General features: G+C 52.2%; 22 protein-coding genes. 15 read left to right on the top strand and 7 right to left on the bottom strand.

What is annotated here, in order from left to right; genetic code table 11:
• Nucleotides 1-264: 264 nt before the first annotated feature.
• The 4 genes from WC5_RS04355 to puuA all read right to left on the bottom strand — a co-directional run bounded on the left by WC5_RS04355 (nucleotide 265) and on the right by puuA (nucleotide 3751).
• Nucleotides 265-510 (bottom strand): YmjA family protein, encoded by a 246-nt coding sequence (locus WC5_RS04355; protein ID WP_001015114.1) that lies wholly within the window; start codon nucleotides 508-510, stop codon nucleotides 265-267.
• A 132-nt stretch (nucleotides 511-642) separates the two neighbouring features.
• A complete protein-coding gene (gene puuP / locus WC5_RS04360; protein ID WP_010350589.1) occupies nucleotides 643-2028 on the bottom strand; it encodes a putrescine/proton symporter PuuP in 1386 nt (461 codons plus the stop codon).
• Nucleotides 2018-2182 carry a YmjE family protein gene (locus WC5_RS25425; protein ID WP_123058196.1) on the bottom strand — a complete coding sequence of 55 codons (165 nt, stop codon included), beginning with the start codon at nucleotides 2180-2182 and terminating at the stop codon, nucleotides 2018-2020. The genes puuP and WC5_RS25425 overlap by 11 nt, the downstream gene beginning before the upstream one ends.
• Before the next feature lie 150 nt (nucleotides 2183-2332).
• Nucleotides 2333-3751: a glutamate-putrescine ligase gene (gene puuA, locus WC5_RS04365; RefSeq protein ID WP_000449634.1), complete on the bottom strand. Its 1419-nt coding sequence runs from the start codon at nucleotides 3749-3751 to the stop codon at nucleotides 2333-2335.
• Between the two features lie 212 nt (nucleotides 3752-3963).
• On the opposite strand from puuA, the gene puuD reads away from it, so the two are divergent.
• From puuD to puuE, 5 genes are all read left to right on the top strand, one after another.
• Nucleotides 3964-4728 (top strand): gamma-glutamyl-gamma-aminobutyrate hydrolase, encoded by a 765-nt coding sequence (puuD, locus tag WC5_RS04370; RefSeq protein ID WP_010350587.1) that lies wholly within the window; start codon nucleotides 3964-3966, stop codon nucleotides 4726-4728.
• Nucleotides 4729-4753: 25 nt separating this feature from the next.
• A complete protein-coding gene (gene puuR, locus WC5_RS04375) occupies nucleotides 4754-5311 on the top strand; it encodes an HTH-type transcriptional regulator PuuR (protein ID WP_001278727.1) in 558 nt (185 codons plus the stop codon).
• Between the two features lie 149 nt (nucleotides 5312-5460).
• The gene (gene puuC, locus WC5_RS04380; protein ID WP_016231731.1) at nucleotides 5461-6939 is read left to right on the top strand and encodes an aldehyde dehydrogenase PuuC; all 1479 of its coding nucleotides are present in this window, start codon (nucleotides 5461-5463) and stop codon (nucleotides 6937-6939) included.
• 1 nt (nucleotide 6940) lies between these two features.
• Nucleotides 6941-8221 carry a gamma-glutamylputrescine oxidase gene (gene puuB, locus WC5_RS04385; RefSeq protein ID WP_000134879.1) on the top strand — a complete coding sequence of 427 codons (1281 nt, stop codon included), beginning with the start codon at nucleotides 6941-6943 and terminating at the stop codon, nucleotides 8219-8221.
• Nucleotides 8222-8258: 37 nt separating this feature from the next.
• Nucleotides 8259-9524 carry a 4-aminobutyrate transaminase gene (gene puuE, locus WC5_RS04390; RefSeq protein WP_000069263.1) on the top strand — a complete coding sequence of 422 codons (1266 nt, stop codon included), beginning with the start codon at nucleotides 8259-8261 and terminating at the stop codon, nucleotides 9522-9524.
• Nucleotides 9525-9645: 121 nt separating this feature from the next.
• Here the strand turns inward: puuE and pspF are convergent, their stop codons facing one another.
• Nucleotides 9646-10623 (bottom strand): phage shock protein operon transcriptional activator, encoded by a 978-nt coding sequence (pspF, locus tag WC5_RS04395; protein ID WP_016231730.1) that lies wholly within the window; start codon nucleotides 10621-10623, stop codon nucleotides 9646-9648.
• Nucleotides 10624-10789: 166 nt separating this feature from the next.
• Here pspF and pspA point away from each other — a divergent pair, with 166 nt between their 5' ends.
• The 8 genes from pspA to tyrR all read left to right on the top strand — a co-directional run bounded on the left by pspA (nucleotide 10790) and on the right by tyrR (nucleotide 16977).
• Nucleotides 10790-11458 carry a phage shock protein PspA gene (pspA, locus tag WC5_RS04400; protein ID WP_000511032.1) on the top strand — a complete coding sequence of 223 codons (669 nt, stop codon included), beginning with the start codon at nucleotides 10790-10792 and terminating at the stop codon, nucleotides 11456-11458.
• A gap of 53 nt (nucleotides 11459-11511) precedes the next feature.
• The gene (pspB, locus tag WC5_RS04405) at nucleotides 11512-11736 is read left to right on the top strand and encodes an envelope stress response membrane protein PspB (protein ID WP_001274965.1); all 225 of its coding nucleotides are present in this window, start codon (nucleotides 11512-11514) and stop codon (nucleotides 11734-11736) included.
• Complete coding sequence (gene pspC / locus WC5_RS04410; RefSeq protein ID WP_000907390.1) at nucleotides 11736-12095, top strand: envelope stress response membrane protein PspC; 360 nt, start codon at nucleotides 11736-11738, stop codon at nucleotides 12093-12095. Before pspB ends, pspC begins: the two co-directional genes overlap by 1 nt.
• Nucleotides 12096-12103: 8 nt before the next feature.
• A complete protein-coding gene (pspD, locus tag WC5_RS04415; protein WP_001295585.1) occupies nucleotides 12104-12325 on the top strand; it encodes a phage shock protein PspD in 222 nt (73 codons plus the stop codon).
• A gap of 74 nt (nucleotides 12326-12399) precedes the next feature.
• The gene (gene pspE, locus WC5_RS04420) at nucleotides 12400-12714 is read left to right on the top strand and encodes a thiosulfate sulfurtransferase PspE (protein ID WP_000473120.1); all 315 of its coding nucleotides are present in this window, start codon (nucleotides 12400-12402) and stop codon (nucleotides 12712-12714) included.
• A gap of 118 nt (nucleotides 12715-12832) precedes the next feature.
• Nucleotides 12833-14230 (top strand): YcjX family GTP-binding protein, encoded by a 1398-nt coding sequence (locus WC5_RS04425; protein WP_000825802.1) that lies wholly within the window; start codon nucleotides 12833-12835, stop codon nucleotides 14228-14230.
• Nucleotides 14227-15285, top strand: a complete 1059-nt coding sequence (locus tag WC5_RS04430; RefSeq protein WP_000138700.1) for a YcjF family protein — start codon at nucleotides 14227-14229, stop codon at nucleotides 15283-15285. The genes WC5_RS04425 and WC5_RS04430 overlap by 4 nt, the downstream gene beginning before the upstream one ends.
• Before the next feature lie 150 nt (nucleotides 15286-15435).
• Nucleotides 15436-16977 (top strand): transcriptional regulator TyrR, encoded by a 1542-nt coding sequence (gene tyrR / locus WC5_RS04435; RefSeq protein WP_010348994.1) that lies wholly within the window; start codon nucleotides 15436-15438, stop codon nucleotides 16975-16977.
• 44 nt (nucleotides 16978-17021) lie between these two features.
• On the opposite strand, the gene tpx is transcribed toward tyrR, so the two are convergent.
• Nucleotides 17022-17528: a thiol peroxidase gene (tpx, locus tag WC5_RS04440; RefSeq protein ID WP_000078459.1), complete on the bottom strand. Its 507-nt coding sequence runs from the start codon at nucleotides 17526-17528 to the stop codon at nucleotides 17022-17024.
• Nucleotides 17529-17646: 118 nt separating this feature from the next.
• Here tpx and ycjG point away from each other — a divergent pair, with 118 nt between their 5' ends.
• Nucleotides 17647-18612 carry an L-Ala-D/L-Glu epimerase gene (ycjG, locus tag WC5_RS04445; RefSeq protein ID WP_010348996.1) on the top strand — a complete coding sequence of 322 codons (966 nt, stop codon included), beginning with the start codon at nucleotides 17647-17649 and terminating at the stop codon, nucleotides 18610-18612.
• Here the strand turns inward: ycjG and mpaA are convergent.
• Complete coding sequence (gene mpaA, locus WC5_RS04450; protein WP_010344731.1) at nucleotides 18587-19315, bottom strand: murein tripeptide amidase MpaA; 729 nt, start codon at nucleotides 19313-19315, stop codon at nucleotides 18587-18589. The two genes, ycjG and mpaA, sit on opposite strands and share 26 nt — an antisense overlap.
• A gap of 182 nt (nucleotides 19316-19497) precedes the next feature.
• On the opposite strand from mpaA, the gene mppA reads away from it, so the two are divergent.
• Nucleotides 19498-21111, top strand: a complete 1614-nt coding sequence (mppA, locus tag WC5_RS04455) for a murein tripeptide ABC transporter substrate-binding protein MppA (protein ID WP_001164864.1) — start codon at nucleotides 19498-19500, stop codon at nucleotides 21109-21111.
• Nucleotides 21112-21280 lie beyond the last annotated feature (169 nt).

The following is a 21280-nucleotide window of genomic DNA, read 5'->3' as shown; positions in this document are numbered from 1 at the left end:
TAATGACATTTGCCATTACCGTTTGTGTTCAGGGGTCGCAATGAGGGCAGTATGGTTGGTTGTTGCACATGTGGCGTCGCCATCTGTTCAACATTCGTACCCGTGATTTCTCTATAACTATAACTCACAGAACTACTTAGCGAGGAACAGCGTGGCGCGATCGTGAGAAACCCATTAAAGCTGGGTTCATGTCATTTTTAGCCGGATGCGGCATGAACGTCTTATCCGGTCTGCGATACTGGCCGGGCATCTGCAATTAAAGGATTACTCATTACCCCATTGATTCAAAAACTCTGCGATCTCATCAATGCGTGCGGGATTAATCCCCGCTTCAGCGGCCATTTCATGCTGGGCTGCTTCGCTGATCTCTTCATTATTCATCAAACGGGTGAGCAGTAACTGGAAGTAGTGAGCTAGTGGCGTGCGTTCAGCTTCTGCGACAGGTTCTGCGCATTCGGTCGCGTACTCATCGGCAATATCAAAATATTTCAGTTGGATATCGTGGTTCATTTTTTGCCCTGGGGTTAATGCGTTAAGCATAAGGGCGGATGATAGCACTCGTGATCCGGGTCATACATCTTTTTATAGATAATGGCGCGGCGCATTGCCCCCGGCAGGACAATGCGCCGCGCATCCTACGTATTACGTTTCGCTCACCGGCGTTCTGTCGCCTTCGTACAGCGGCACTTTGCGATAACGGCGGATCAGATACCACAAATATGCGCCGCCTAATGAGGCCCATACCAGACCGAGCGTCAGTGACGTTGACTCGAGGTTAACCCACAACACGCCCACCGTCAGAGCGCCAACCAGCGGCATTAATAAATAGTGGAAGTGTTCCTTCCAGCTTTTATTCATCCCTTTGCGTCGCCAGAAGTGATTAAACACAGACAAATTAACGAAGGTAAACGCCACCAGTGCGCCGAAATTAATCAACGCCGTGGCGGTGACTAAATCAAAGAACAGCGCCGACAATGCCACAATTCCTACCATAATGACGTTCAGCGCCGGGGTGCGCCATTTCGGGTGAACATAGCCAAACACGCGTTCCGGGAACACATTGTCGCGGCCCATCACATACAGCAGACGCGAGACGCTGGCATGTGAAGCCAGGCCAGACGCTAACGTGTTCACAAACGTGGTGCAAAGGAAAATCGACTGGAACAGCTTGCCGCCGACGTACAGTGCAATTTCCGGCAGTGCGGCATCCGGGTCTTTAAAGCGGCTGATATCCGGGAAGAACAGTTGCATAAAGAACGATGCGGCGATAAAGATAACGCCACCGTAAACCGCCGTCAGGAAGATGGCTTTCGGGATCACGCGTGCGGCGTCCGGCGTCTCTTCCGAAAGCGTGGTCACCGCATCAAAACCGAGGAACGAGAAGCAGACTATCGTCGCCCCGGTAATAATCGGAATCAGATGCGCGTTCTCGCTAATAAACGGTTGTAGCGACCAGACGGTGCCGACGCCTTCACCTTTATGTAGCCCCTGAACCACCAGGAAGATAAACACCACCATAATGGAGATTTGTACCAGTACAAACAGGGTATTGAAGTTGGCGACCAGGTTGACGCTCTTCAGATTCGCGGCGGTTAAAATGGCGACGAAGGTTACCACCCACACCCACGGCGGCACTTCCGGGAAGAGGGCGGAGAGATAGATTTTCGCCAACAAGACGTTGATCATCGGCAAAAAGAGATAATCCAGCAGCGATGACCAACCGACCATAAAGCCGACATGCGGGTTAATCGACTTTTGTGCGTAGGTATAGGCCGAGCCAGCTTCCGGGAACTGGCGAACTAGCTTGCCGTAGCTGATCGCGGTAAACAGCACGCCAGCCAGTGCCAGCAAGTAAGATGCCGGAACGTGACCGTCGCTAATACCGGAGACAATGCCAAAAGTATCGAACACAGTCATCGGCGTGAGATAGGCCAGACCCATCATCACCACCTGCCACAATTTCAGTGATTTTCGCAGGCGGGTTTTGCCCGGTTGTGTAGTAATGTCCAGCGATGAATTAATAGCCATAATCGCTGCCTCCACTGCGTAATCGGGTTTGCGGTCGCGTCGACCTGAAATCAAACCTGTTTAGCAGGGGAAGCAAAGGGGGCGGAGTCCGGTCAGTCGCAGGGGGAGCGCATACGCAGCCTCCCTCGCCATGCGGGAATTTCATCATCGGCATCATCTCATTTCCTCGTCACAGTCTTAATCGTTAACGGAAGCCCGTTGCCGCCTGCGCTCCATAACGCGACATCCGGGAAATGTCTGGATTACCAGCAAATGTCAGGCCTGGCTCCGCTCAGGCCGATGAGACAACCCCCGCAAGGGGGCACTACGCGTTTTTCAACATCCACTCAATTTCTGTTTCTGTGATGAGGCGCTCAAACTGCAACAGCTCATCATTTTTACAGGCGTGATACACATGACAGAAACGCTCGCCTAAATAGTGGCGCAGGTGATCGTTTTCGATAAACTCCCACAGGGCATCGCTCTGGCGAATCGGGAAGGGTAATCCTTCCTGTTCCAGCCCGTTACCTTCGACTTCTTCCTGCAACGGCAGCTCGTTATCAAGACCGTGCAGAATACCGGCGAAAATCGCCGCCATCACCAGATACGGGTTGGCATCGGCACCCGCCACGCGATACTCCACGCGGTGGTTATGACGATCGCCGCACGGAATTCGCAGGGCAACGGTACGGTTGTTATGACCCCACGATGCCTGCGTCGGCACATACATGCCTGGCTGGAAGCGGCGATATGAGTTTACGTTCGGCGCCAGCAATGCCATTGATGACGGCATCAGGTCGATCATCCCGGCGAGCATCTTTTTCAGCAGCGGCGAATCTTCGCCTTCCGCGTCAGACAGCACGTTCTCGCCACGATTATTTTGCATACTGATATGGATATGCATCCCGCTGCCCGCGTGCTCTTCATACGGCTTCGCCATAAAAGTGGCGTGCATCTTATGCTTTTCCGCCATCAAGCGCACCAGGCGTTTAAGGGCTAATGCATCATCGCAGGCTTCCAGCACGTTATCGGTATGGTAGAGGTTGATTTCAAACTGACCTGGCGAAGCCTCGGCGACCGCACCATCTGCCGGAATCAACTGTAATTGCGCCAGTTCATCAATATCATTGAGCACATCGGCGAAGTGGTTGAGGTTATCGACAGAGTAGACCTGGCTTTGGGTATTGCGGTCATCGGTGCCTGGCGCGCAGGGCGGTTGCAGATACCCTTCGGCGTCGCGCTGGCGATCCAGTAAATAGAACTCCAGCTCTACCGCTACGACCGGGAACAATCCGCGCTGGCGTAGCTGCTGCCACAGGCGGTTGAGTACATTCCTCGGCTCAACGTCAAAGGGAGCGCCATCTTCATCGACCATGGTCAGAAGCATTTGACCAATAAACTCAGGATCAGCAGCGGAAGGGGTCAAAGAACCGAGAATGGGGACACAGGTACGATCGGGTTCGCCCATTTCTTGTCCTAGCCCAGCTTCTTCTACCACATTGCCCAGAATATCCATCGCAAACACCGAAGCCGGGAAGTAGCATCCTTTCTCCAGCTTTTTCAGGCTGGAGAAGGGGACGCGTTTTCCACGAAAACAGCCATTAAGATCGGTAAGTAAAACATCAACATATTGCGTATTAGGGTAGCGTTCCAGGTAGCGTTTCACTTCCTGCGTAAAGGCGCTACCCCGCCTCTCTTCTGACTGCTGAACAAAGTTCTCTACTTCAACGATATTGGTTTCCATGATTCTTCGCCTTTGGTTTTGTTTTCCACTCGTTATCAGAGCGTAAAATATAATGACCACTCTTCGAATCTGTATGCAAACTAAATGTTTGTCAAATGTTAAATTGAGTTTGCAAAAAAGAAAACTCACTGCTAGATTGAAAAAATATTGAACAGAAAGGTCATTTAAACCGCAGTAATGGCGATAATTTAGTCCACTTTGTGAGATTGAGCATGGAAAATATAATGAACAATCCTGTTATCGGTGTCGTAATGTGCAGGAACAGGCTTAAGGGTCATGAGACCCAGACTCTGCAAGAAAAGTACCTGAATGCCATCATCCACGCAGGCGGCTTGCCAATTGCGCTACCACATGCGCTGGCGGAACCGTCGTTACTTGAACAACTTTTGCCGAAACTCGATGGCATTTATCTTCCTGGTAGTCCCAGCAATGTGCAGCCGCACCTATATGGTGAAAACGGCGATGAGCCTGACGCCGATCCCGGGCGTGATCTTCTGAGCATGGCGTTAATTAATGCCGCACTCGAAAGGCGCATCCCCATTTTCGCCATCTGCCGGGGTTTACAGGAACTGGTGGTGGCAACCGGTGGTTCGTTGCATCGCAAGCTGTGCGAACAGCCTGAATTGCTGGAACATCGGGAAGATCCCGAACTGCCGGTGGAACAGCAATATGCGCCGTCGCATGAAGTTCAGGTTGAAGAGGGGGGATTACTGTCTGCGTTGTTACCTGAATGTAGCAACTTTTGGGTAAACTCTCTGCATGGACAAGGGGCGAAGGTTGTTAGCCCACGGTTACGTGTGGAAGCTCGCTCGCCGGATGGCTTAGTTGAGGCGGTTAGCGTCATCAATCATCCTTTCGCGCTGGGCGTACAGTGGCACCCGGAATGGAACAGTAGCGAGTATGCGCTTTCGCGTATATTGTTCGAGGGCTTTATCACCGCTTGTCAGAACCATATCGCTGAAAAACAGCGACTCTGACCACTACAGTTAAGGAAATGCAAATATGAGTGATGAGGGACTGGCGCCAGGAAAACGCTTGTCGGAAATCCGCCAGCAGCAGGGGCTTTCACAACGTCGTGCCGCCGAACTCTCCGGGCTGACTCACAGTGCTATAAGTACGATAGAACAGGATAAAGTCAGCCCTGCCATCAGTACGCTGCAAAAGCTGCTGAAAGTGTATGGACTGTCACTCTCGGAATTCTTTTCCGAGCCGGAGAAACCTGATGAGCCGCAGGTCGTCATTAATCAGGACGACTTAATTGAAATGGGCAGTCAGGGTGTGTCAATGAAGCTGGTGCATAACGGTAACCCGAATCGCACGTTGGCGATGATCTTTGAAACGTACCAGCCGGGCACAACCACTGGGGAAAGAATTAAGCATCAGGGTGAGGAAATAGGCACTGTACTGGAAGGTGAAATTGTTCTGACCATTAATGGACAGGATTATCACCTCGTCGCGGGGCAAAGTTATGCCATTAATACCGGCATCCCGCACAGTTTCAGCAATACGTCGGCAGGTATTTGCCGGATTATCAGCGCCCATACCCCCACCACGTTTTAATCTTTTTGTTCTGTAAGCCGGGTAAGCGCAATGCGCCCGGCAATCTATAAAGAATGTCGCCAGAAATAAACGGGCATACGGCCCGGGGATCTCTGCGCCCTGACGTTCACAAACTGCATATATCTGATAGACGTGAAACAGGAGTCATAATGAATTTTCATCATCTGGCTTACTGGCAGGATAAAGCGTTAAGTCTCGCCATTGAAACCCGCTTATTTATTAACGGTGAATATACCGCTGCGGCGGAAAACGAAACCTTTGAAACTATTGATCCGGTCACCCAGGCACCGCTGGCGAATATTGCGCGCGGTAAAAGCGCCGATATTGACCGCGCGGTGAGCGCGGCACGCAACGTATTTGAACGCGGCGACTGGTCGCTCTCTTCTCCGGCTAAACGCAAAGTGGTACTGAATAAACTCGCCGATTTAATGGAAGCCAACGCGGAAGAACTGGCGCTGCTGGAAACCCTCGACACCGGTAAACCGATTCGTCACAGCCTGCGTGATGATATTCCCGGCGCGGCGCGCGCCATTCGCTGGTACGCCGAAGCTATCGATAAAGTTTACGGCGAAGTCGCTACCACCAGTTGCCATGAGCTGGCGATGATTGTGCGCGAACCGGTCGGCGTAATTGCCGCCATTGTACCGTGGAACTTCCCGCTGCTGCTGACCTGCTGGAAACTCGGCCCGGCGCTGGCAGCAGGTAACAGTGTTGTCCTGAAACCGTCCGAAAAATCGCCGCTCAGTGCGATTCGCCTTGCCGGGCTGGCGAAAGAAGCCGGTCTGCCGGGCGTGTTGAACGTGGTAACTGGTTTTGGTCATGAAGCCGGGCAGGCGCTGTCGCGTCATAACGATATCGATGCCATCGCCTTTACTGGTTCAACCCGCACCGGGAAACAACTGCTGAAAGACGCAGGCGACAGCAACATGAAACGCGTCTGGCTGGAAGCAGGTGGTAAAAGCGCCAACATCGTTTTCGCCGACTGCCCGGATTTGCAACAGGCTGCAAGCGCCACCGCCGCAGGCATCTTCTACAACCAGGGCCAGGTGTGCATCGCCGGAACCCGTTTATTGCTGGAAGAGAGTATCGCCGATGAATTCTTAGCCCTGTTAAAACAGCAGGCGCAAAACTGGCAGCCAGGGCATCCGCTTGATCCTGCAACCACGATGGGCACATTAATCGACTGCGCTCACGCTGACTCGGTACACACCTTTATTCGTGAAGGCCAAGGGCAACTGCTGCTGGATGGTCGCAACGCTGAACTGGCTGCGGCCATCGGCCCGACCATCTTTGTGGATGTGGACCCGAATGCGTCCTTAAGTCGCGAAGAGATTTTCGGCCCAGTGCTGGTGGTCACCCGTTTCACCTCAGAAGACCAGGCGCTACAGCTTGCCAACGACAGCCAGTACGGCCTCGGTGCGGCGGTATGGACGCGCGATCTCTCCCGCGCGCACCGCATGAGCCGCCGTTTGAAAGCTGGTTCCGTCTTCGTCAACAACTACAACGATGGCGATATGACCGTACCGTTTGGCGGTTATAAGCAGAGCGGCAACGGTCGCGATAAATCCCTGCACGCCCTTGAAAAATTCACCGAACTGAAAACCATCTGGATAAGCCTGGAGGCCTGAAATGACCGAACATACCAGTAGTTATTACGCCGCCAGTGCGAATAAATATGCGCCTTTCGACACGCTGAATGAGTCAATCACCTGTGATGTTTGCGTGGTCGGCGGCGGCTATACCGGGCTTTCCTCCGCGCTGCATCTGGCGGAAGCGGGCTTTGATGTGGTGGTGCTGGAAGCCTCACGCATTGGCTTTGGCGCCAGCGGACGCAACGGCGGCCAGCTTGTGAACTCCTACAGCCGTGACATCGACGTTATTGAAAAAAGCTACGGCATGGACACCGCCCGTATGCTCGGCAGCATGATGTTCGAAGGCGGAGAGATCATCCGCGAACGTATCAAACGTTATCAGATTGACTGCGATTACCGCCCCGGCGGCCTGTTTGTAGCGATGAATGATAAACAGCTCGCCACGCTCGAAGAGCAGAAAGAGAACTGGGAACGCTACGGTAATAAACAACTGGAACTGCTGGACGCCAGTGCCATTCGCCGCGAAGTTGCCAGCGATCGCTACACCGGTGCGCTGCTGGATCACAGCGGTGGGCATATTCACCCGCTGAACCTCGCCATTGGCGAAGCGGACGCAATTCGTCTGAACGGCGGACGCGTGTATGAGCTTTCTGCGGTGACGCAGATCCAGCACACCACGCCCGCTGTTGTGCGCACTGCCAAAGGCCAGGTGACGGCGAAGTATGTGATTGTCGCCGGGAATGCGTACCTGGGCGATAAAGTGGAGCCGGAACTGGCGAAACGCAGTATGCCGTGCGGCACGCAGGTGATCACCACTGAGCGACTTTCGGATGATTTAGCTCGTTCGCTGATCCCGAAAAACTACTGTGTCGAAGACTGTAACTATCTGCTTGATTACTATCGTCTCACTGCTGACAACCGCCTGCTGTACGGCGGCGGCGTGGTGTACGGTGCGCGTGACCCGGATGACGTTGAGCGCCTTGTGGTGCCGAAACTGCTGAAAACCTTCCCGCAGTTGCAGGGAGTGAAAATTGATTACCGCTGGACGGGCAACTTCCTGCTGACCCTGTCGCGTATGCCACAGTTTGGCCGCCTCGATAAAAACATTTACTACATGCAGGGCTACAGCGGCCACGGCGTGACCTGTACCCATCTCGCCGGGCGTTTAATTGCTGAACTGCTTCGCGGAGATGCCGAGCGTTTCGACGCGTTCGCCAATCTGCCGCATTACCCGTTCCCCGGCGGGCGCACGCTGCGCGTGCCGTTTACCGCGATGGGCGCAGCCTATTACAGCCTGCGCGATCGTCTGGGCGTTTAATTTCCGATTAACAGTGAAGAGTCAAAAGGTGTGAAACATGAGCAACAATGAATTCCATCAGCGTCGTCTCTCTGCCACTCCGCGCGGGGTTGGCGTAATGTGTAACTTCTTCGCCCAGTCGGCAGAAAACGCCACGCTGAAGGATGTTGAGGGCAACGAGTACATCGATTTCGCAGCAGGCATTGCGGTGCTGAACACCGGACATCGCCATCCTGAACTGGTGGCAGCGGTGGAACAGCAACTGCAACAGTTTACCCACACGGCGTACCAGATTGTGCCATACGAAAGCTACGTCACCCTGGCGGAGAAAATCAACGCCCTTGCCCCGGTGAGCGGGCAGGCCAAAACCGCGTTCTTCACTACCGGCGCGGAAGCGGTGGAAAACGCGGTGAAAATTGCTCGCGCCCATACCGGACGCCCTGGCGTGATTGCGTTTAGCGGCGGCTTCCACGGTCGCACGTATATGACCATGGCGTTAACCGGAAAAGTCGCACCGTACAAAATTGGCTTTGGCCCGTTCCCCGGTTCGGTTTATCACGTGCCGTATCCGTCAGATTTGCATAGCGTTTCGACGCAAGATTCCCTCGACGCCATCGAACGCTTGTTTAAATCAGACATCGAAGCGAAACAAGTCGCGGCGATTATTTTCGAACCGGTGCAGGGCGAGGGCGGTTTCAACGTGGCGCCAAAAGAGTTGGTTTCTGCCATTCGCCGCCTGTGCGATGAGCACGGCATTGTGATGATTGCTGATGAAGTGCAAAGCGGTTTTGCGCGTACAGGTAAACTGTTTGCCATGGATCATTATGCTGACAAGCCCGATTTAATGACGATGGCGAAAAGCCTTGCGGGTGGGATGCCACTTTCGGGCGTGGTCGGCAACGCAAACATTATGGACGCGCCCGCGCCGGGCGGGCTTGGTGGTACCTACGCTGGTAACCCGCTGGCAGTTGCCGCCGCGCACGCAGTGCTCAACATTATCGACAAAGAATCCCTTTGCGACCGTGCGAATCAACTTGGTCAGCGCCTGACGCAAACGCTGATTGAGGCTAAAGAAAGCGTTCCGGCAATTGCTGCGGTACGCGGTCTGGGGTCAATGATTGCGGCAGAGTTTAACGACCCGCAAACGGGTGAGCCGTCGGCGGCGATTGCGCAGAAAATCCAGCAACGCGCGCTGGCACAGGGATTGTTACTGCTGACCTGCGGCACCTACGGTAACGTGATTCGTTTCTTGTATCCGCTGACCATCCCGGATACGCAGTTCGATGCGGCCATGAAAATTTTGCAGGATGCGCTGAGGGATTAATACGCAGAAGCGGAGGCCAACGCAATAATGCCTGATGCGCTGCGTTTATCAGGCCTGCAAACGGCGTCTTGATTTTGTAGGTTTGATCGCCTTATCCGGCAAGCTACATTGCCCAACTCCGCTAAATCTGGTGCTTTTTAAGCAATGCGCGGAACTGATGATAGGTTAACCCCAGCAACTCAGCTGCGCGCTTCTGGTTATATTTCCCCTGTTGCAAACTGAGTTGCAGCAACTCTTTTTCCTGCTGCATCTGAAACTCACGTAAATCCAGCGGCAATGCCGGAAGAGAGGTGGTTTCTGAAACGGCGATAGCGTCTTCAGGCGGACGCCGTTTAAAGGGATCAATAATGATCTCATCAAGCGGATAATCGCTGTTGCCGTGGCGATACACCGAACGTTCCACCACGTTTTTCAATTCACGGATATTTCCCGGCCAGCGATAGCTCAGTAACGTTTCTCTGGCGCGCTCGGTAAAACCCGGGAACAGAGGCAGCTTGATTTCCCGACACATCTGGATGGCAAAGTGTTCCGCCATCAGCATAATGTCGCCTTCACGCTCGCGCAGGGGCGGCAGTTGCACCACGTCGAAAGCCAGGCGGTCCAGCAGGTCAGCGCGAAAAGTGCCTTCATCGACCATCGCCGGAAGATCGGCATTTGTCGCACATACCAGCCGCACATTGACCTGTAATGGCTGGCTGCCGCCAACGCGCTCCAGTTCACCGTACTCAATTACGCGTAATAATTTTTCCTGCACCATCATTGGTGCCGTAGCGAGTTCATCAAGAAACAGCGTTCCGCCGTCGGCACGTTCAAATCGTCCCGGATGGCGTTTTTGCGCCCCGGTAAACGCGCCCGCCTCGTGCCCAAACAATTCGGAATCCAGCAGATTTTCATTTAACGCCGCGCAGTTAAGGGAAATAAACGGCCCTTGCCAGCGGGAGGAGAGATAATGCAAACGGCTGGCGATCAGCTCTTTACCAGTGCCGCGCTCGCCAATAATCAAAACCGGTTTGTCCAGCGGCGCGAGATGCGAAACCTGTTCCAGCACTTCAAGAAAGCTGTTCGCCTCACCGAGTAAGTTATCTTTGTATTCTGCCATGATGAAATTCGCCACTTGTTAGTGTAATTCGCTAATTTATCCTGGCATGTTGCTGTTGAATCTTCAATCAGATCTTTATAAATCAAAAAGATAAAAAATTGGCACGCAAATTGTATTAACAGTTCAGCAGGACAATCCTGAACGAAGAAATCAAGAGGACAACATTATGGGTATTTTTTCTCGCTTTGCCGACATCGTGAATGCCAACATCAACGCTCTGTTAGAGAAAGCGGAAGATCCGCAGAAACTGGTGCGTCTGATGATCCAGGAAATGGAAGATACATTAGTTGAAGTGCGTTCTACCTCGGCGCGTGCGCTGGCAGAAAAGAAACAGCTGACTCGCCGTATTGAACAAGCGTCGGCGCGTGAAGTTGAGTGGCAGGAAAAAGCCGAACTGGCGCTGCTGAAAGAGAGAGAAGATCTGGCGCGTGCGGCACTAATTGAAAAACAGAAACTGACCGATCTGATTAAGAGCCTGGAACATGAAGTGACGCTGGTGGACGATACGCTGGAGCGTATGAAGAAAGAGATTGGCGAGCTGGAAAACAAATTGAGCGAAACTCGCGCTCGCCAGCAGGCATTGATGTTGCGTCATCAGGCTGCAAACTCGTCGCGTGACGTGCGTCGTCAACTGGACAGTGGCAAACTGGATGAGGCGATGGCGCGTTTCGAATCTTTCGAGCGTCGTATCGACCAGATGGAAGCGGAAGCAGAAAGCCACAGCTTCGGCAAACAAAAATCGCTGGACGATCAGTTTGCCGAACTGAAAGCCGATGATGCAATCAGCGAGCAACTGGCACAATTAAAAGCCAAAATGAAGCAAGATAATCAATAATAACACCCAGGCGGCGTCTGAACGCGCCGCCGCTCATTCTTTAAGGAGTACTTATGAGCGCGCTATTTCTGGCTATTCCGTTAACCATTTTTGTGCTGTTTGTTTTACCTATCTGGTTGTGGCTGCATTACAGCAACCGCTCCAGTCGCGGTGAATTGTCGCAAAGCGAACAGCAGCGATTAGCGCAACTGGCTGATGAAGCAAAACGGATGCGCGAGCGTATTCAGGCGCTGGAATCCATTCTTGATGCAGAACATCCGAACTGGAGGGATCGCTAATGGCGGGCATTAATCTCAATAAAAAATTATGGCGTATTCCACAGCAAGGCATGGTGCGCGGCGTCTGCGCGGGGATTGCTAATTATTTTGATGTACCGGTAAAACTGGTGCGTATCCTCGTGGTACTGTCGATTTTCTTCGGCCTGGCGCTATTTACCCTGGTTGCTTACATCATTTTGTCATTTGCCCTTGACCCGATGCCGGACAACATGGCGTATGGTGAACAACAACCTTCCAGCAGCGAATTGCTGGATGAAGTCGACCGTGAACTGGCGGCCAGTGAAACGCGTTTACGCGAGATGGAACGTTATGTCACTTCCGATACCTTCACGCTGCGTAGCCGTTTCCGTCAATTGTGAGGAAAGTTATGAATACTCGCTGGCAACAGGCCGGGCAAAAGGTGAAGCCTGGTTTTAAATTAGCAGGCAAGCTGGTACTTCTTACCGCACTGCGCTACGGCCCGGCGGGTGTGGCTGGCTGGGCGATAAAATCTGTTGCTCGCCGCCCGCTGAAAATGTTGCTGGCTGTGGCGCTGGAACCGCTGTTAAGTCGGGCTGCCAATAAACTGGCGCAGCGTTATAAAAGGTGAGGGGAGTTTCGCAAAAATTGTTAAATCTCAGGCGTATAATGGATGGCAATTTTCATTCATAGAAGGACGCTTACATGTTTAAAAAAGGCTTACTTGCGCTGACGCTGGTGTTTTCACTGCCTGTTTTTGCCGCTGAACATTGGATCGATGTTCGCATTCCAGAACAGTATCAGCAAGAACACGTTCAGGGAGCCATCAATATTCCTCTGAAGGAAGTGAAAGAGCGCATTGCCACCGCCGTTCCGGATAAAAACGACACCGTGAAAGTGTATTGCAACGCCGGACGCCAGTCCGGGCAGGCAAAAGAGATCCTCAACGAAATGGGATATACCCACGTTGAGAACGCCGGTGGTCTTAAAGACATTGCGATGCCGAAGGTCAAAGGTTAACAAATTACTTATTGAGCGGTGTAAATAACGCCGCTTATTCATTTGATAAATCAAAATTAACCCACATTATTATCTCCAGCATCTCATCCTTTCTACAGCTTTCTGGCACAGGACAGCAATGAAGCGACTCAAAAATGAACTTAACGCGCTGGTGAATCGTGGCGTCGACAGGCACCTGCGACTGGCGGTAACCGGACTTAGCCGCAGCGGCAAAACGGCGTTTATCACCGCGATGGTCAATCAGTTGCTCAATATTCATGCAGGAGCACGCTTGCCGCTATTAAGCGCGGTGCGTGAAGAGCGCCTGCTGGGTGTGAAGCGTATTCCACAGCGCGATTTTGGCATTCCGCGTTTTACTTACGATGAAGGGTTAGCGCAGCTGTACGGCGACCCTCCCGCCTGGCCGACGCCAACGCGTGGCGTCAGTGAAATCCGCCTGGCATTGCGTTATAAATCGAACGATTCGCTACTGCGTCACTTCAAAGACACCTCCACGCTGTATCTGGAGATTGTGGATTATCCCGGCGAGTGGCTACTCGATCTGCCAATGCTGGCGCAGGACTATTTAAGCTGGTCACGGCAGATGACGGGCCTGCTTAATGGTCAGCGCGGCGAGTGGTCGGCAAAATGGCGGATGATGTGCGAAGGGCTTGATCCGTTAGCGCCTGCCGACGAAAACCGTCTTGCCGATATCGCCGCCGCGTGGACCGATTATCTTCACCACTGCAAACAGCAGGGGCTGCACTTTATCCAGCCAGGCCGCTTTGTTCTGCCGGGAGATATGGCAGGCGCGCCCGCGCTGCAATTCTTCCCGTGGCCGGATGTCGATGCCTGGGGCGAGTCTAAACTGGCACAGGCCGATAAGCATACCAACGCCGGAATGCTGCGCGAGCGGTTTAATTATTACTGCGAGAAAGTGGTGAAGGGGTTCTATAAAAACCACTTTCTGCGTTTTGACCGCCAGATTGTGCTGGTGGATTGCCTGCAACCGCTCAACAGTGGACCGCAGGCATTTAATGACATGCGTCTGGCGCTGACACAGTTGATGCAAAGTTTCCACTACGGGCAACGTACACTTTTCCGGCGCTTATTCTCGCCAGTTATCGACAAATTGCTGTTTGCCGCGACTAAAGCGGACCATGTGACCATCGATCAGCACGCCAATATGGTTTCATTACTGCAACAACTAATTCAGGATGCCTGGCAAAATGCGGCATTTGAAGGGATCAGCATGGACTGCCTGGGGCTGGCCTCAGTACAGGCGACCACCAGCGGCATCATCGACGTCAACGGTGAGAAAATCCCGGCTCTGCGCGGTAATCGACTGAGCGATGGCGCACCGCTTACCGTTTACCCAGGTGAAGTTCCCGCACGTTTGCCCAGTCAGGCGTTCTGGGATAAACAAGGCTTCCAGTTTGAAGCGTTTCGCCCGCAGGTGATGGATGTCGATAAACCGCTGCCGCATATTCGCCTTGATGCCGCGCTGGAATTTTTAATAGGAGATAAATTGCGATGACCGAACCGTTAAAACCACGTATTGATTTCGACGGTCCGCTGGAGGTCGATCAGAACCCTAAATTTAAGGCGCAGCAGACCTTTGATGAAAATCAGGCGCAAAATTTTGCCCCGGCGACGCTCGACGAAGCGCCGGAAGAAGATGGGCAAGTCGAAGCGGTAATGGATGCGGCGCTGCGTCCGAAGCGCAGTTTGTGGCGCAAAATGGTCATAGGCGGGCTGGCGCTGTTTGGTGTGAGCGTTGTTGGTCAGGGTGTGCAGTGGACGATGAATGCCTGGCAAACTCAGGACTGGGTGGCGCTGGGCGGTTGTGCGGCTGGTGCATTGATTATCGGGGCTGGCGTTGGCTCTGTGGTAACAGAGTGGCGGCGCTTATGGCGCTTGCGCCAGCGCGCGCACGAACGCGATGAAGCGCGCGATTTGTTGCATAGTCACGGCACGGGTAAGGGGCGCGTATTTTGCGAGAAACTGGCACAGCAGGCCGGCATCGATCAGTCGCATCCGGCGCTGCAACGCTGGTATGCCTCAATCCATGAAACGCAGAACGATCGTGAAGTCGTCAGTCTGTACGCACATCTGGTTCAGCCAGTGCTGGATGCGCAGGCGCGTAGAGAAATCAGCCGTTCGGCGGCAGAATCTACCCTGATGATTGCTGTCAGCCCGCTGGCGCTGGTGGATATGGCATTTATTGCCTGGCGCAATCTGCGGTTGATTAATCGTATCGCCACGCTCTATGGCATTGAACTGGGTTATTACAGCCGTTTGCGCCTGTTCAAACTGGTATTGCTGAATATCGCTTTTGCCGGTGCCAGCGAACTGGTGCGCGAAGTGGGGATGGACTGGATGTCACAAGATCTCGCCGCTCGTTTGTCGACACGTGCTGCCCAGGGGATTGGCGCCGGACTCCTGACCGCGCGACTGGGAATAAAAGCTATGGAACTTTGCCGTCCGTTGCCGTGGATCGACGATGACAAACCTCGCCTGGGAGATTTTCGTCGCCAGCTTATCGGTCAGGTAAAGGAGACGCTGCAAAAAGGCAAAACGACCAGCGAATAATAACGCAATATCGGGTGCTGATCGGATATCTTTACGCCGAAGTGCCCGATAATCCGTCTTTGTGTCAATCTTTGTTGACAGAAATCTTCCTGCCACTCGAATAGTGTCATATCATCATATTAATTGTTCTTTTCTCAGGTGAAGGTTCCCATGCGTCTGGAAGTCTTTTGTGAAGACCGACTCGGTCTGACCCGCGAATTACTCGATCTACTGGTTCTAAGAGGCATCGATTTACGCGGTATTGAGATTGACCCAATCGGGCGGATTTACCTCAATTTTGCCGAACTGGATTTTGACAGTTTCAGCAGCCTGATGGCGGAAATTCGCCGTATTGCAGGTGTTACCGATGTGCGCACTGTGTCATGGATGCCTTCCGAGCGCGAACATCTGGCGTTGAGCGCATTGCTTGAGGCGTTGCCTGAACCCGTGCTTTCTGTCGATATGAAAAGCAAAGTGGATATGGCGAATCCGGCGAGCTGTCAGCTATTTGGTCAAAAACTTGATCGTTTACGCAATCATACCGCTGCGCAATTGATTAACGGATTTAATTTTTTACGCTGGCTGGAGAGTGACCCGCAGGATTCGCATAACGAACATGTGGTGATTAACGGGCAAAATTTCTTGATGGAGATAACACCGGTTTATTTGCAGGATGAACACGACCAACACGTCCTGACCGGTGCGGTAGTGATGCTGCGCTCAACGATTCGTATGGGGCGTCAGTTGCAAAATGTGGCTGCGCAGGATGTCAGCGCCTTTAATCAGATTGTCGCTGTTAGCCCGAAAATGAAACACGTTGTCGAGCAGGCGCAGAAACTGGCGATGTTAAGCGCGCCACTGCTGATCACGGGTGACACTGGTACTGGTAAAGATCTCTTTGCTTATGCCTGTCATCAGGCCAGCCCTCGCGCCGGTAAACCTTATCTGGCGCTGAACTGCGCGTCTATCCCGGAAGATGCCGTTGAGAGCGAACTGTTTGGACATGCCCCGGAAGGGAAGAAAGGGTTCTTTGAGCAGGCGAACGGCGGCTCGGTGCTGCTGGATGAGATTGGTGAGATGTCTCCACGGATGCAGGCTAAATTGCTGCGTTTCCTTAATGACGGCACTTTCCGTCGGGTTGGCGAAGATCACGAAGTGCATGTCGATGTGCGGGTGATTTGCGCGACGCAAAAGAATCTGGTTGAGCTGGTGCAAAAAGGCGTATTTCGGGAAGATCTCTATTATCGTCTAAACGTGTTGACGCTGAATCTGCCACCGCTGCGCGACTGTCCGCAGGATATCATGCCGTTAACCGAATTGTTCGTCGCCCGCTTTGCTGACGAGCAGGGAGTACCCCGGCCGAAATTGGCTGCCGATCTGAATACTGTGCTGACGCGTTATGGCTGGCCGGGTAACGTGAGGCAGTTGAAAAATGCTATCTATCGTGCACTCACGCAACTGGACGGCTACGAACTGCGTCCACAAGACATTTTGCTGCCAGATTATGACGCGACAACCGTTGCCGTGGGTGAAGATGCGATGGAAGGTTCGCTGGATGAAATCACCAGTCGATTTGAGCGTTCGGTGTTAACCCAGCTTTATCGCAATTATCCCAGCACGCGCAAACTGGCAAAACGTCTGGGCGTTTCACATACCGCGATTGCCAACAAATTGCGTGAATACGGCCTGAGCCAGAAGAAGAGCGAAGAGTAAACACGTAAAATGCCTGATGGCGCAATACCATCAGGCATAATAAATTACGCCTTCAGTACCGCCAGAGCTGCTTCGTAATCCGGCTCAGTGGTGATTTCATTCACCAGCTGGCTGAAAATCACATTGTCATTTTCATCAATTACGACAACTGCGCGCGCAGCCAGACCTTTCAGTGGGCCTTCAGCGATCTCAACGCCGTAAGCTTGCAGAAATTCGCTATTACGGAAAGTGGAAAGGGTGATGACGTTGTTCAGACCTTCCGCACCGCAGAAACGAGACTGGGCGAACGGCAGATCGGCGGAAATACACAGTACAACGGTGTTGTCGATTTCTGTCGCCAGTTGGTTAAACTTACGTACTGATGCGGCGCAAACACCGGTATCAATACTCGGGAAAATGTTCAGCACTTTGCGTTTACCCGCAAACTGACCGAGGGTGACGTCAGACAGATCTTTTGCCACGAGAGTAAAAGTCTGCGCTTTGCTACCCACTTGCGGGATGGAATTGGCGACTGTAACCGGGTTGCCCTGGAAATGAACGATTTGTGACATGATTATCTTTCCTGTTTACATATAGTTAACGTCACACCTAGTTTATGCTAACTGTCAATAACACAGCAATCGCTATTTGCGCTTAATCCGCAGTCCATCGCGGCAACAAGGAGTAAAGATGAGAACCGTAAAGGTATTTGAGGAAGCCTGGCCGTTACATACCCCGTTTGTAATTGCTCGTGGCAGCCGCAGTGAAGCGCGTGTGGTAGTTGTTGAACTGGAAGAAGATGGCGTTAAAGGTGCCGGGGAATGCACTCCCTATCCGCGCTATGGTGAAAGTGACGCTTCAGTAATGGCGCAAATTATGAGTGTTGTACCGCAACTGGAAAAAGGGCTGACACGTGAAGAATTACAAAAAATTCTGCCTGCGGGCGCGGCGCGTAATGCGCTGGATTGCGCATTGTGGGATCTCAGTGCACGTAAACAGCAGCAGACTCTGGCTGAATTTATCGGTATAACGCTTCCCGACACCATTACCACTGCACAGACGGTTGTCATCGGTACGCCTGATCAAATGGCCAGCAGTGCTGTGGCACTATGGCAAGGAGGGGCGAAATTGCTGAAAGTGAAACTGGATAACCATCTTATTAGCGAGCGGATGGTGGCAATTCGCTCGGCTGTACCCGATGCAACGTTGATTGTTGATGCGAATGAATCCTGGCGCGCAGAGGGATTGGCAGCGCGATGTCAGTTGCTGGCTGATTTAGGCGTCGCGATGCTGGAACAACCGCTTCCCGCACAGGACGATGCGGCGCTGGAGAATTTTATTCATCCGTTACCCATTTGTGCTGATGAAAGTTGTCATACCCGTAGCAATCTGAAGGCGCTGAAAGGGCGCTATGAGATGGTTAATATCAAACTCGATAAAACGGGGGGGCTGACCGAAGCCCTGGCATTGGCGACCGAAGCGCGCGCCCAGGGTTTCAGCCTGATGTTGGGCTGCATGTTGTGCACCTCGCGCGCCATTAGCGCCGCTTTACCATTGGTGCCACAGGTCAGTTTTGCCGATCTTGATGGACCGACCTGGCTGGCGGTGGATGTGGAGCCGGCGCTACAGTTTACGACCGGCGAATTGCATCTTTAGGATGCCAGCGCAGTAAATTCGCCATTGCAAAGAGATACTTTTCACTGGCTTCATCGGAGGAGATGGGCGGAAACTCGGCGGTAATACAGTGCAGGTTCAGATCCGCACACCAACTGCCGAAGGAGCCGGGGGTTTCGTATCCGACGCTGGTCACCAGCGGCAATTCAAATGCCTGAGCCAGCCACTCACCTAATTCACTGTGTCGGGGATCTTCAATACAAGCCAGAGGATCGTGAAAAGAGACAATCCAGGCGGGGTGGATACGATGAATGAGCTGGCACAACGCCTGAGTTTCAGGTTCGGAGCCGGGTTTATCGCCGGTCAGCAAGACCACGTCGCGCTCTTCGGCGGCACTGTTCCAGCGATACACCGTTTCACCTTCCTTCCAGTTCGCCGCCGGAAAGTTTCTGTTTAGATCCACACCATTGGCATTAGCCCGCAGACCAAGCTGGCAACCGTCAGGATTCACACAGAGCACGACATGATGGCGGCGCAGAGACGGTGTTAACGTGCGTAATGCGCAGGAGAGGGTGACGACGGAAGAATTTTCGTCGCCGTGGGTGCCAGCCAGGATTAAACCACTTTCGCTGCTGGCAGCAGAAGCCGGAAACCAGATCAACGGCGCACCTAATAATGAACGTCCGTAATGTTCGGTTCCTGGCGGAAAAGCGCCCCGTTCGGCGCGCGGGCGGGTCACGGTCATAATCGTCTCGAATATAAGAAGTATTACAGGCAGTGTTGTGCAAATTTTGCGGATTATCAAATCCTTTTCGACAACGATATGTTATCGATCCTTTATCACTTTTTTGCCGGAAGTTATTTGCATTTCTTCAAGGAGAAACAAATAATTACGCATCAATCTTAACATCATTTTGAGGGTATCTTATGCAGCACTCTGTTTCAGTTACTTGTTGTGCGCTGTTAGTCAGCAGCATTTCCCTGTCGTATGCTGCAGAAGTTCCGGGCGGCACAGTACTGGCAGAGAAGCAAGAGCTGGTACGCCACATTAAAGATGAGCCAGCTTCGTTAGATCCCGCGAAAGCCGTGGGTTTGCCAGAGATTCAGGTCATTCGCGATTTGTTTGAAGGTCTGGTGAATCAAAACGAGAAAGGGGAGATTGTGCCTGGTGTCGCCACGCAGTGGAAAAGTAATGACAATCGTATCTGGACTTTTACCCTGCGCGAGAACGCCAAATGGGCCGATGGTACGCCGGTAACGGCGCAAGATTTTGTCTATAGCTGGCAGCGTCAGGTGAACCCGAAAACGTTGTCTCCGTTTGCCTGGTTTGCCGCGCTGGCAGGGATCAATAACGCTCAGGCGATTATTGATGGTAAGGCTACGCCTGACCAACTAGGCGTCACCGCTGTTGATGCTCATACCCTGAAAATTCAGCTTGATAAACCATTGCCCTGGTTTGTGAATTTAACGGCTAACTTTGCTTTCTTCCCGGTGCAAAAAGCCAACGTTGAAAGTGGTAAAGAGTGGACGAAACCAGGGAATCTGATCGGCAATGGCGCTTATGTACTTAAAGAGCGCGTGGTTAATGAAAAGCTGGTCGTTGTGCCGAATACTCATTATTGGGATAACGCCAAAACTGTGCTGCAAAAAGTCACTTTCTTGCCGATTAACCAGGAATCTGCTGCCACTAAACGCTATCTCGCAGGTGATATTGATATCACTGAATCCTTCCCGAAAAATATGTATCAAAAGCTGTTGAAGGATATTCCAGGGCAGGTTTACACGCCGCCACAGTTGGGGACGTATTATTATGCATTTAACACGCAAAAAGGACCGACGGCAGATCAACGAGTGCGGCTGGCATTAAGTATGACAATTGATCGCCGTCTGATGACGGAAAAAGTGCTGGGCACGGGTGAAAAACCAGCATGGCATTTCACGCCAGATGTTACTGCCGGATTTACGCCAGAACCTTCGCCGTTTGAACAAATGAGTCAGGAAGAACTGAATGCTCAGGCGAAAACATTGTTGAGCGCCGCCGGGTATGGCCCACAGAAACCGTTGAAACTTACACTGTTATATAACACTTCGGAAAATCACCAGAAAATTGCTATCGCTGTGGCGTCGATGTGGAAAAAGAATCTTGGCGTAGATGTCAAACTGCAAAATCAGGAATGGAAAACCTATATTGATAGTCGTAATACCGGCAATTTTGATGTTATCCGCGCCTCGTGGGTTGGGGATTATAATGAACCATCAACCTTCCTGACACTGTTAACGTCAACACACTCAGGAAATATTTCCCGCTTTAACAATCCGGCATACGACAAAGTGCTGGCCCAGGCATCGACTGAAAACACCGTTAAAGCACGCAACGCCGATTACAACACGGCAGAGAAAATCCTCATGGAGCAAGCACCGATTGCGCCAATTTATCAATATACCAATGGACGGCTAATCAAGCCGTGGCTGAAAGGTTATCCCATTAATAACCCGGAAGATGTGGCTTATAGCCGGACTATGTATATTGTAAAACATTGATTATGATGTCATCTGGCGCAAAAGTTGCGCCAGATTTTACAACCCCGATAAAATCCCTCTCTTTTTTAAATTTACCCTATAAAAGATTGCTCTCAAGATGAGACTGTGAAATTTACAGTTTATATTAAGTACAAACTCTAATCATAAATTTTATTTATCTGCTGTATTA

This window comes from Escherichia sp. KTE114 (assembly GCF_000407765.1).
GTDB lineage: Bacteria > Pseudomonadota > Gammaproteobacteria > Enterobacterales > Enterobacteriaceae > Escherichia > Escherichia ruysiae.
This window is presented reverse-complemented; position numbering and strand designations above follow the sequence as displayed.

Excerpts from the sequence above, each read along its gene's own strand:
- ycjG (WP_010348996.1), top strand. The coding sequence starts at position 17,647 with ATGAGAACCGTAAAGGTATTTGAGGAAGCCTGGCCGTTACATACCCCG.
- puuC (WP_016231731.1), top strand. The coding sequence starts at position 5,461 with ATGAATTTTCATCATCTGGCTTACTGGCAGGATAAAGCGTTAAGTCTC.
- WC5_RS04425 (WP_000825802.1), top strand. The coding sequence starts at position 12,833 with ATGAAGCGACTCAAAAATGAACTTAACGCGCTGGTGAATCGTGGCGTC.
- tpx (WP_000078459.1), bottom strand. The coding sequence starts at position 17,528 with ATGTCACAAATCGTTCATTTCCAGGGCAACCCGGTTACAGTCGCCAAT.
- puuB (WP_000134879.1), top strand. The coding sequence starts at position 6,941 with ATGACCGAACATACCAGTAGTTATTACGCCGCCAGTGCGAATAAATAT.
- mppA (WP_001164864.1), top strand. The coding sequence starts at position 19,498 with ATGCAGCACTCTGTTTCAGTTACTTGTTGTGCGCTGTTAGTCAGCAGC.
- WC5_RS04355 (WP_001015114.1), bottom strand. The coding sequence starts at position 510 with ATGAACCACGATATCCAACTGAAATATTTTGATATTGCCGATGAGTAC.
- tyrR (WP_010348994.1), top strand. The coding sequence starts at position 15,436 with ATGCGTCTGGAAGTCTTTTGTGAAGACCGACTCGGTCTGACCCGCGAA.
- puuP (WP_010350589.1), bottom strand. The coding sequence starts at position 2,028 with ATGGCTATTAATTCATCGCTGGACATTACTACACAACCGGGCAAAACC.
- puuR (WP_001278727.1), top strand. The coding sequence starts at position 4,754 with ATGAGTGATGAGGGACTGGCGCCAGGAAAACGCTTGTCGGAAATCCGC.
- pspE (WP_000473120.1), top strand. The coding sequence starts at position 12,400 with ATGTTTAAAAAAGGCTTACTTGCGCTGACGCTGGTGTTTTCACTGCCT.
- pspD (WP_001295585.1), top strand. The coding sequence starts at position 12,104 with ATGAATACTCGCTGGCAACAGGCCGGGCAAAAGGTGAAGCCTGGTTTT.
- puuE (WP_000069263.1), top strand. The coding sequence starts at position 8,259 with ATGAGCAACAATGAATTCCATCAGCGTCGTCTCTCTGCCACTCCGCGC.
- puuD (WP_010350587.1), top strand. The coding sequence starts at position 3,964 with ATGGAAAATATAATGAACAATCCTGTTATCGGTGTCGTAATGTGCAGG.
- pspC (WP_000907390.1), top strand. The coding sequence starts at position 11,736 with ATGGCGGGCATTAATCTCAATAAAAAATTATGGCGTATTCCACAGCAA.
- pspF (WP_016231730.1), bottom strand. The coding sequence starts at position 10,623 with ATGGCAGAATACAAAGATAACTTACTCGGTGAGGCGAACAGCTTTCTT.
- mpaA (WP_010344731.1), bottom strand. The coding sequence starts at position 19,315 with ATGACCGTGACCCGCCCGCGCGCCGAACGGGGCGCTTTTCCGCCAGGA.
- puuA (WP_000449634.1), bottom strand. The coding sequence starts at position 3,751 with ATGGAAACCAATATCGTTGAAGTAGAGAACTTTGTTCAGCAGTCAGAA.
- WC5_RS04430 (WP_000138700.1), top strand. The coding sequence starts at position 14,227 with ATGACCGAACCGTTAAAACCACGTATTGATTTCGACGGTCCGCTGGAG.
- WC5_RS25425 (WP_123058196.1), bottom strand. The coding sequence starts at position 2,182 with ATGCCGATGATGAAATTCCCGCATGGCGAGGGAGGCTGCGTATGCGCT.
- pspB (WP_001274965.1), top strand. The coding sequence starts at position 11,512 with ATGAGCGCGCTATTTCTGGCTATTCCGTTAACCATTTTTGTGCTGTTT.
- pspA (WP_000511032.1), top strand. The coding sequence starts at position 10,790 with ATGGGTATTTTTTCTCGCTTTGCCGACATCGTGAATGCCAACATCAAC.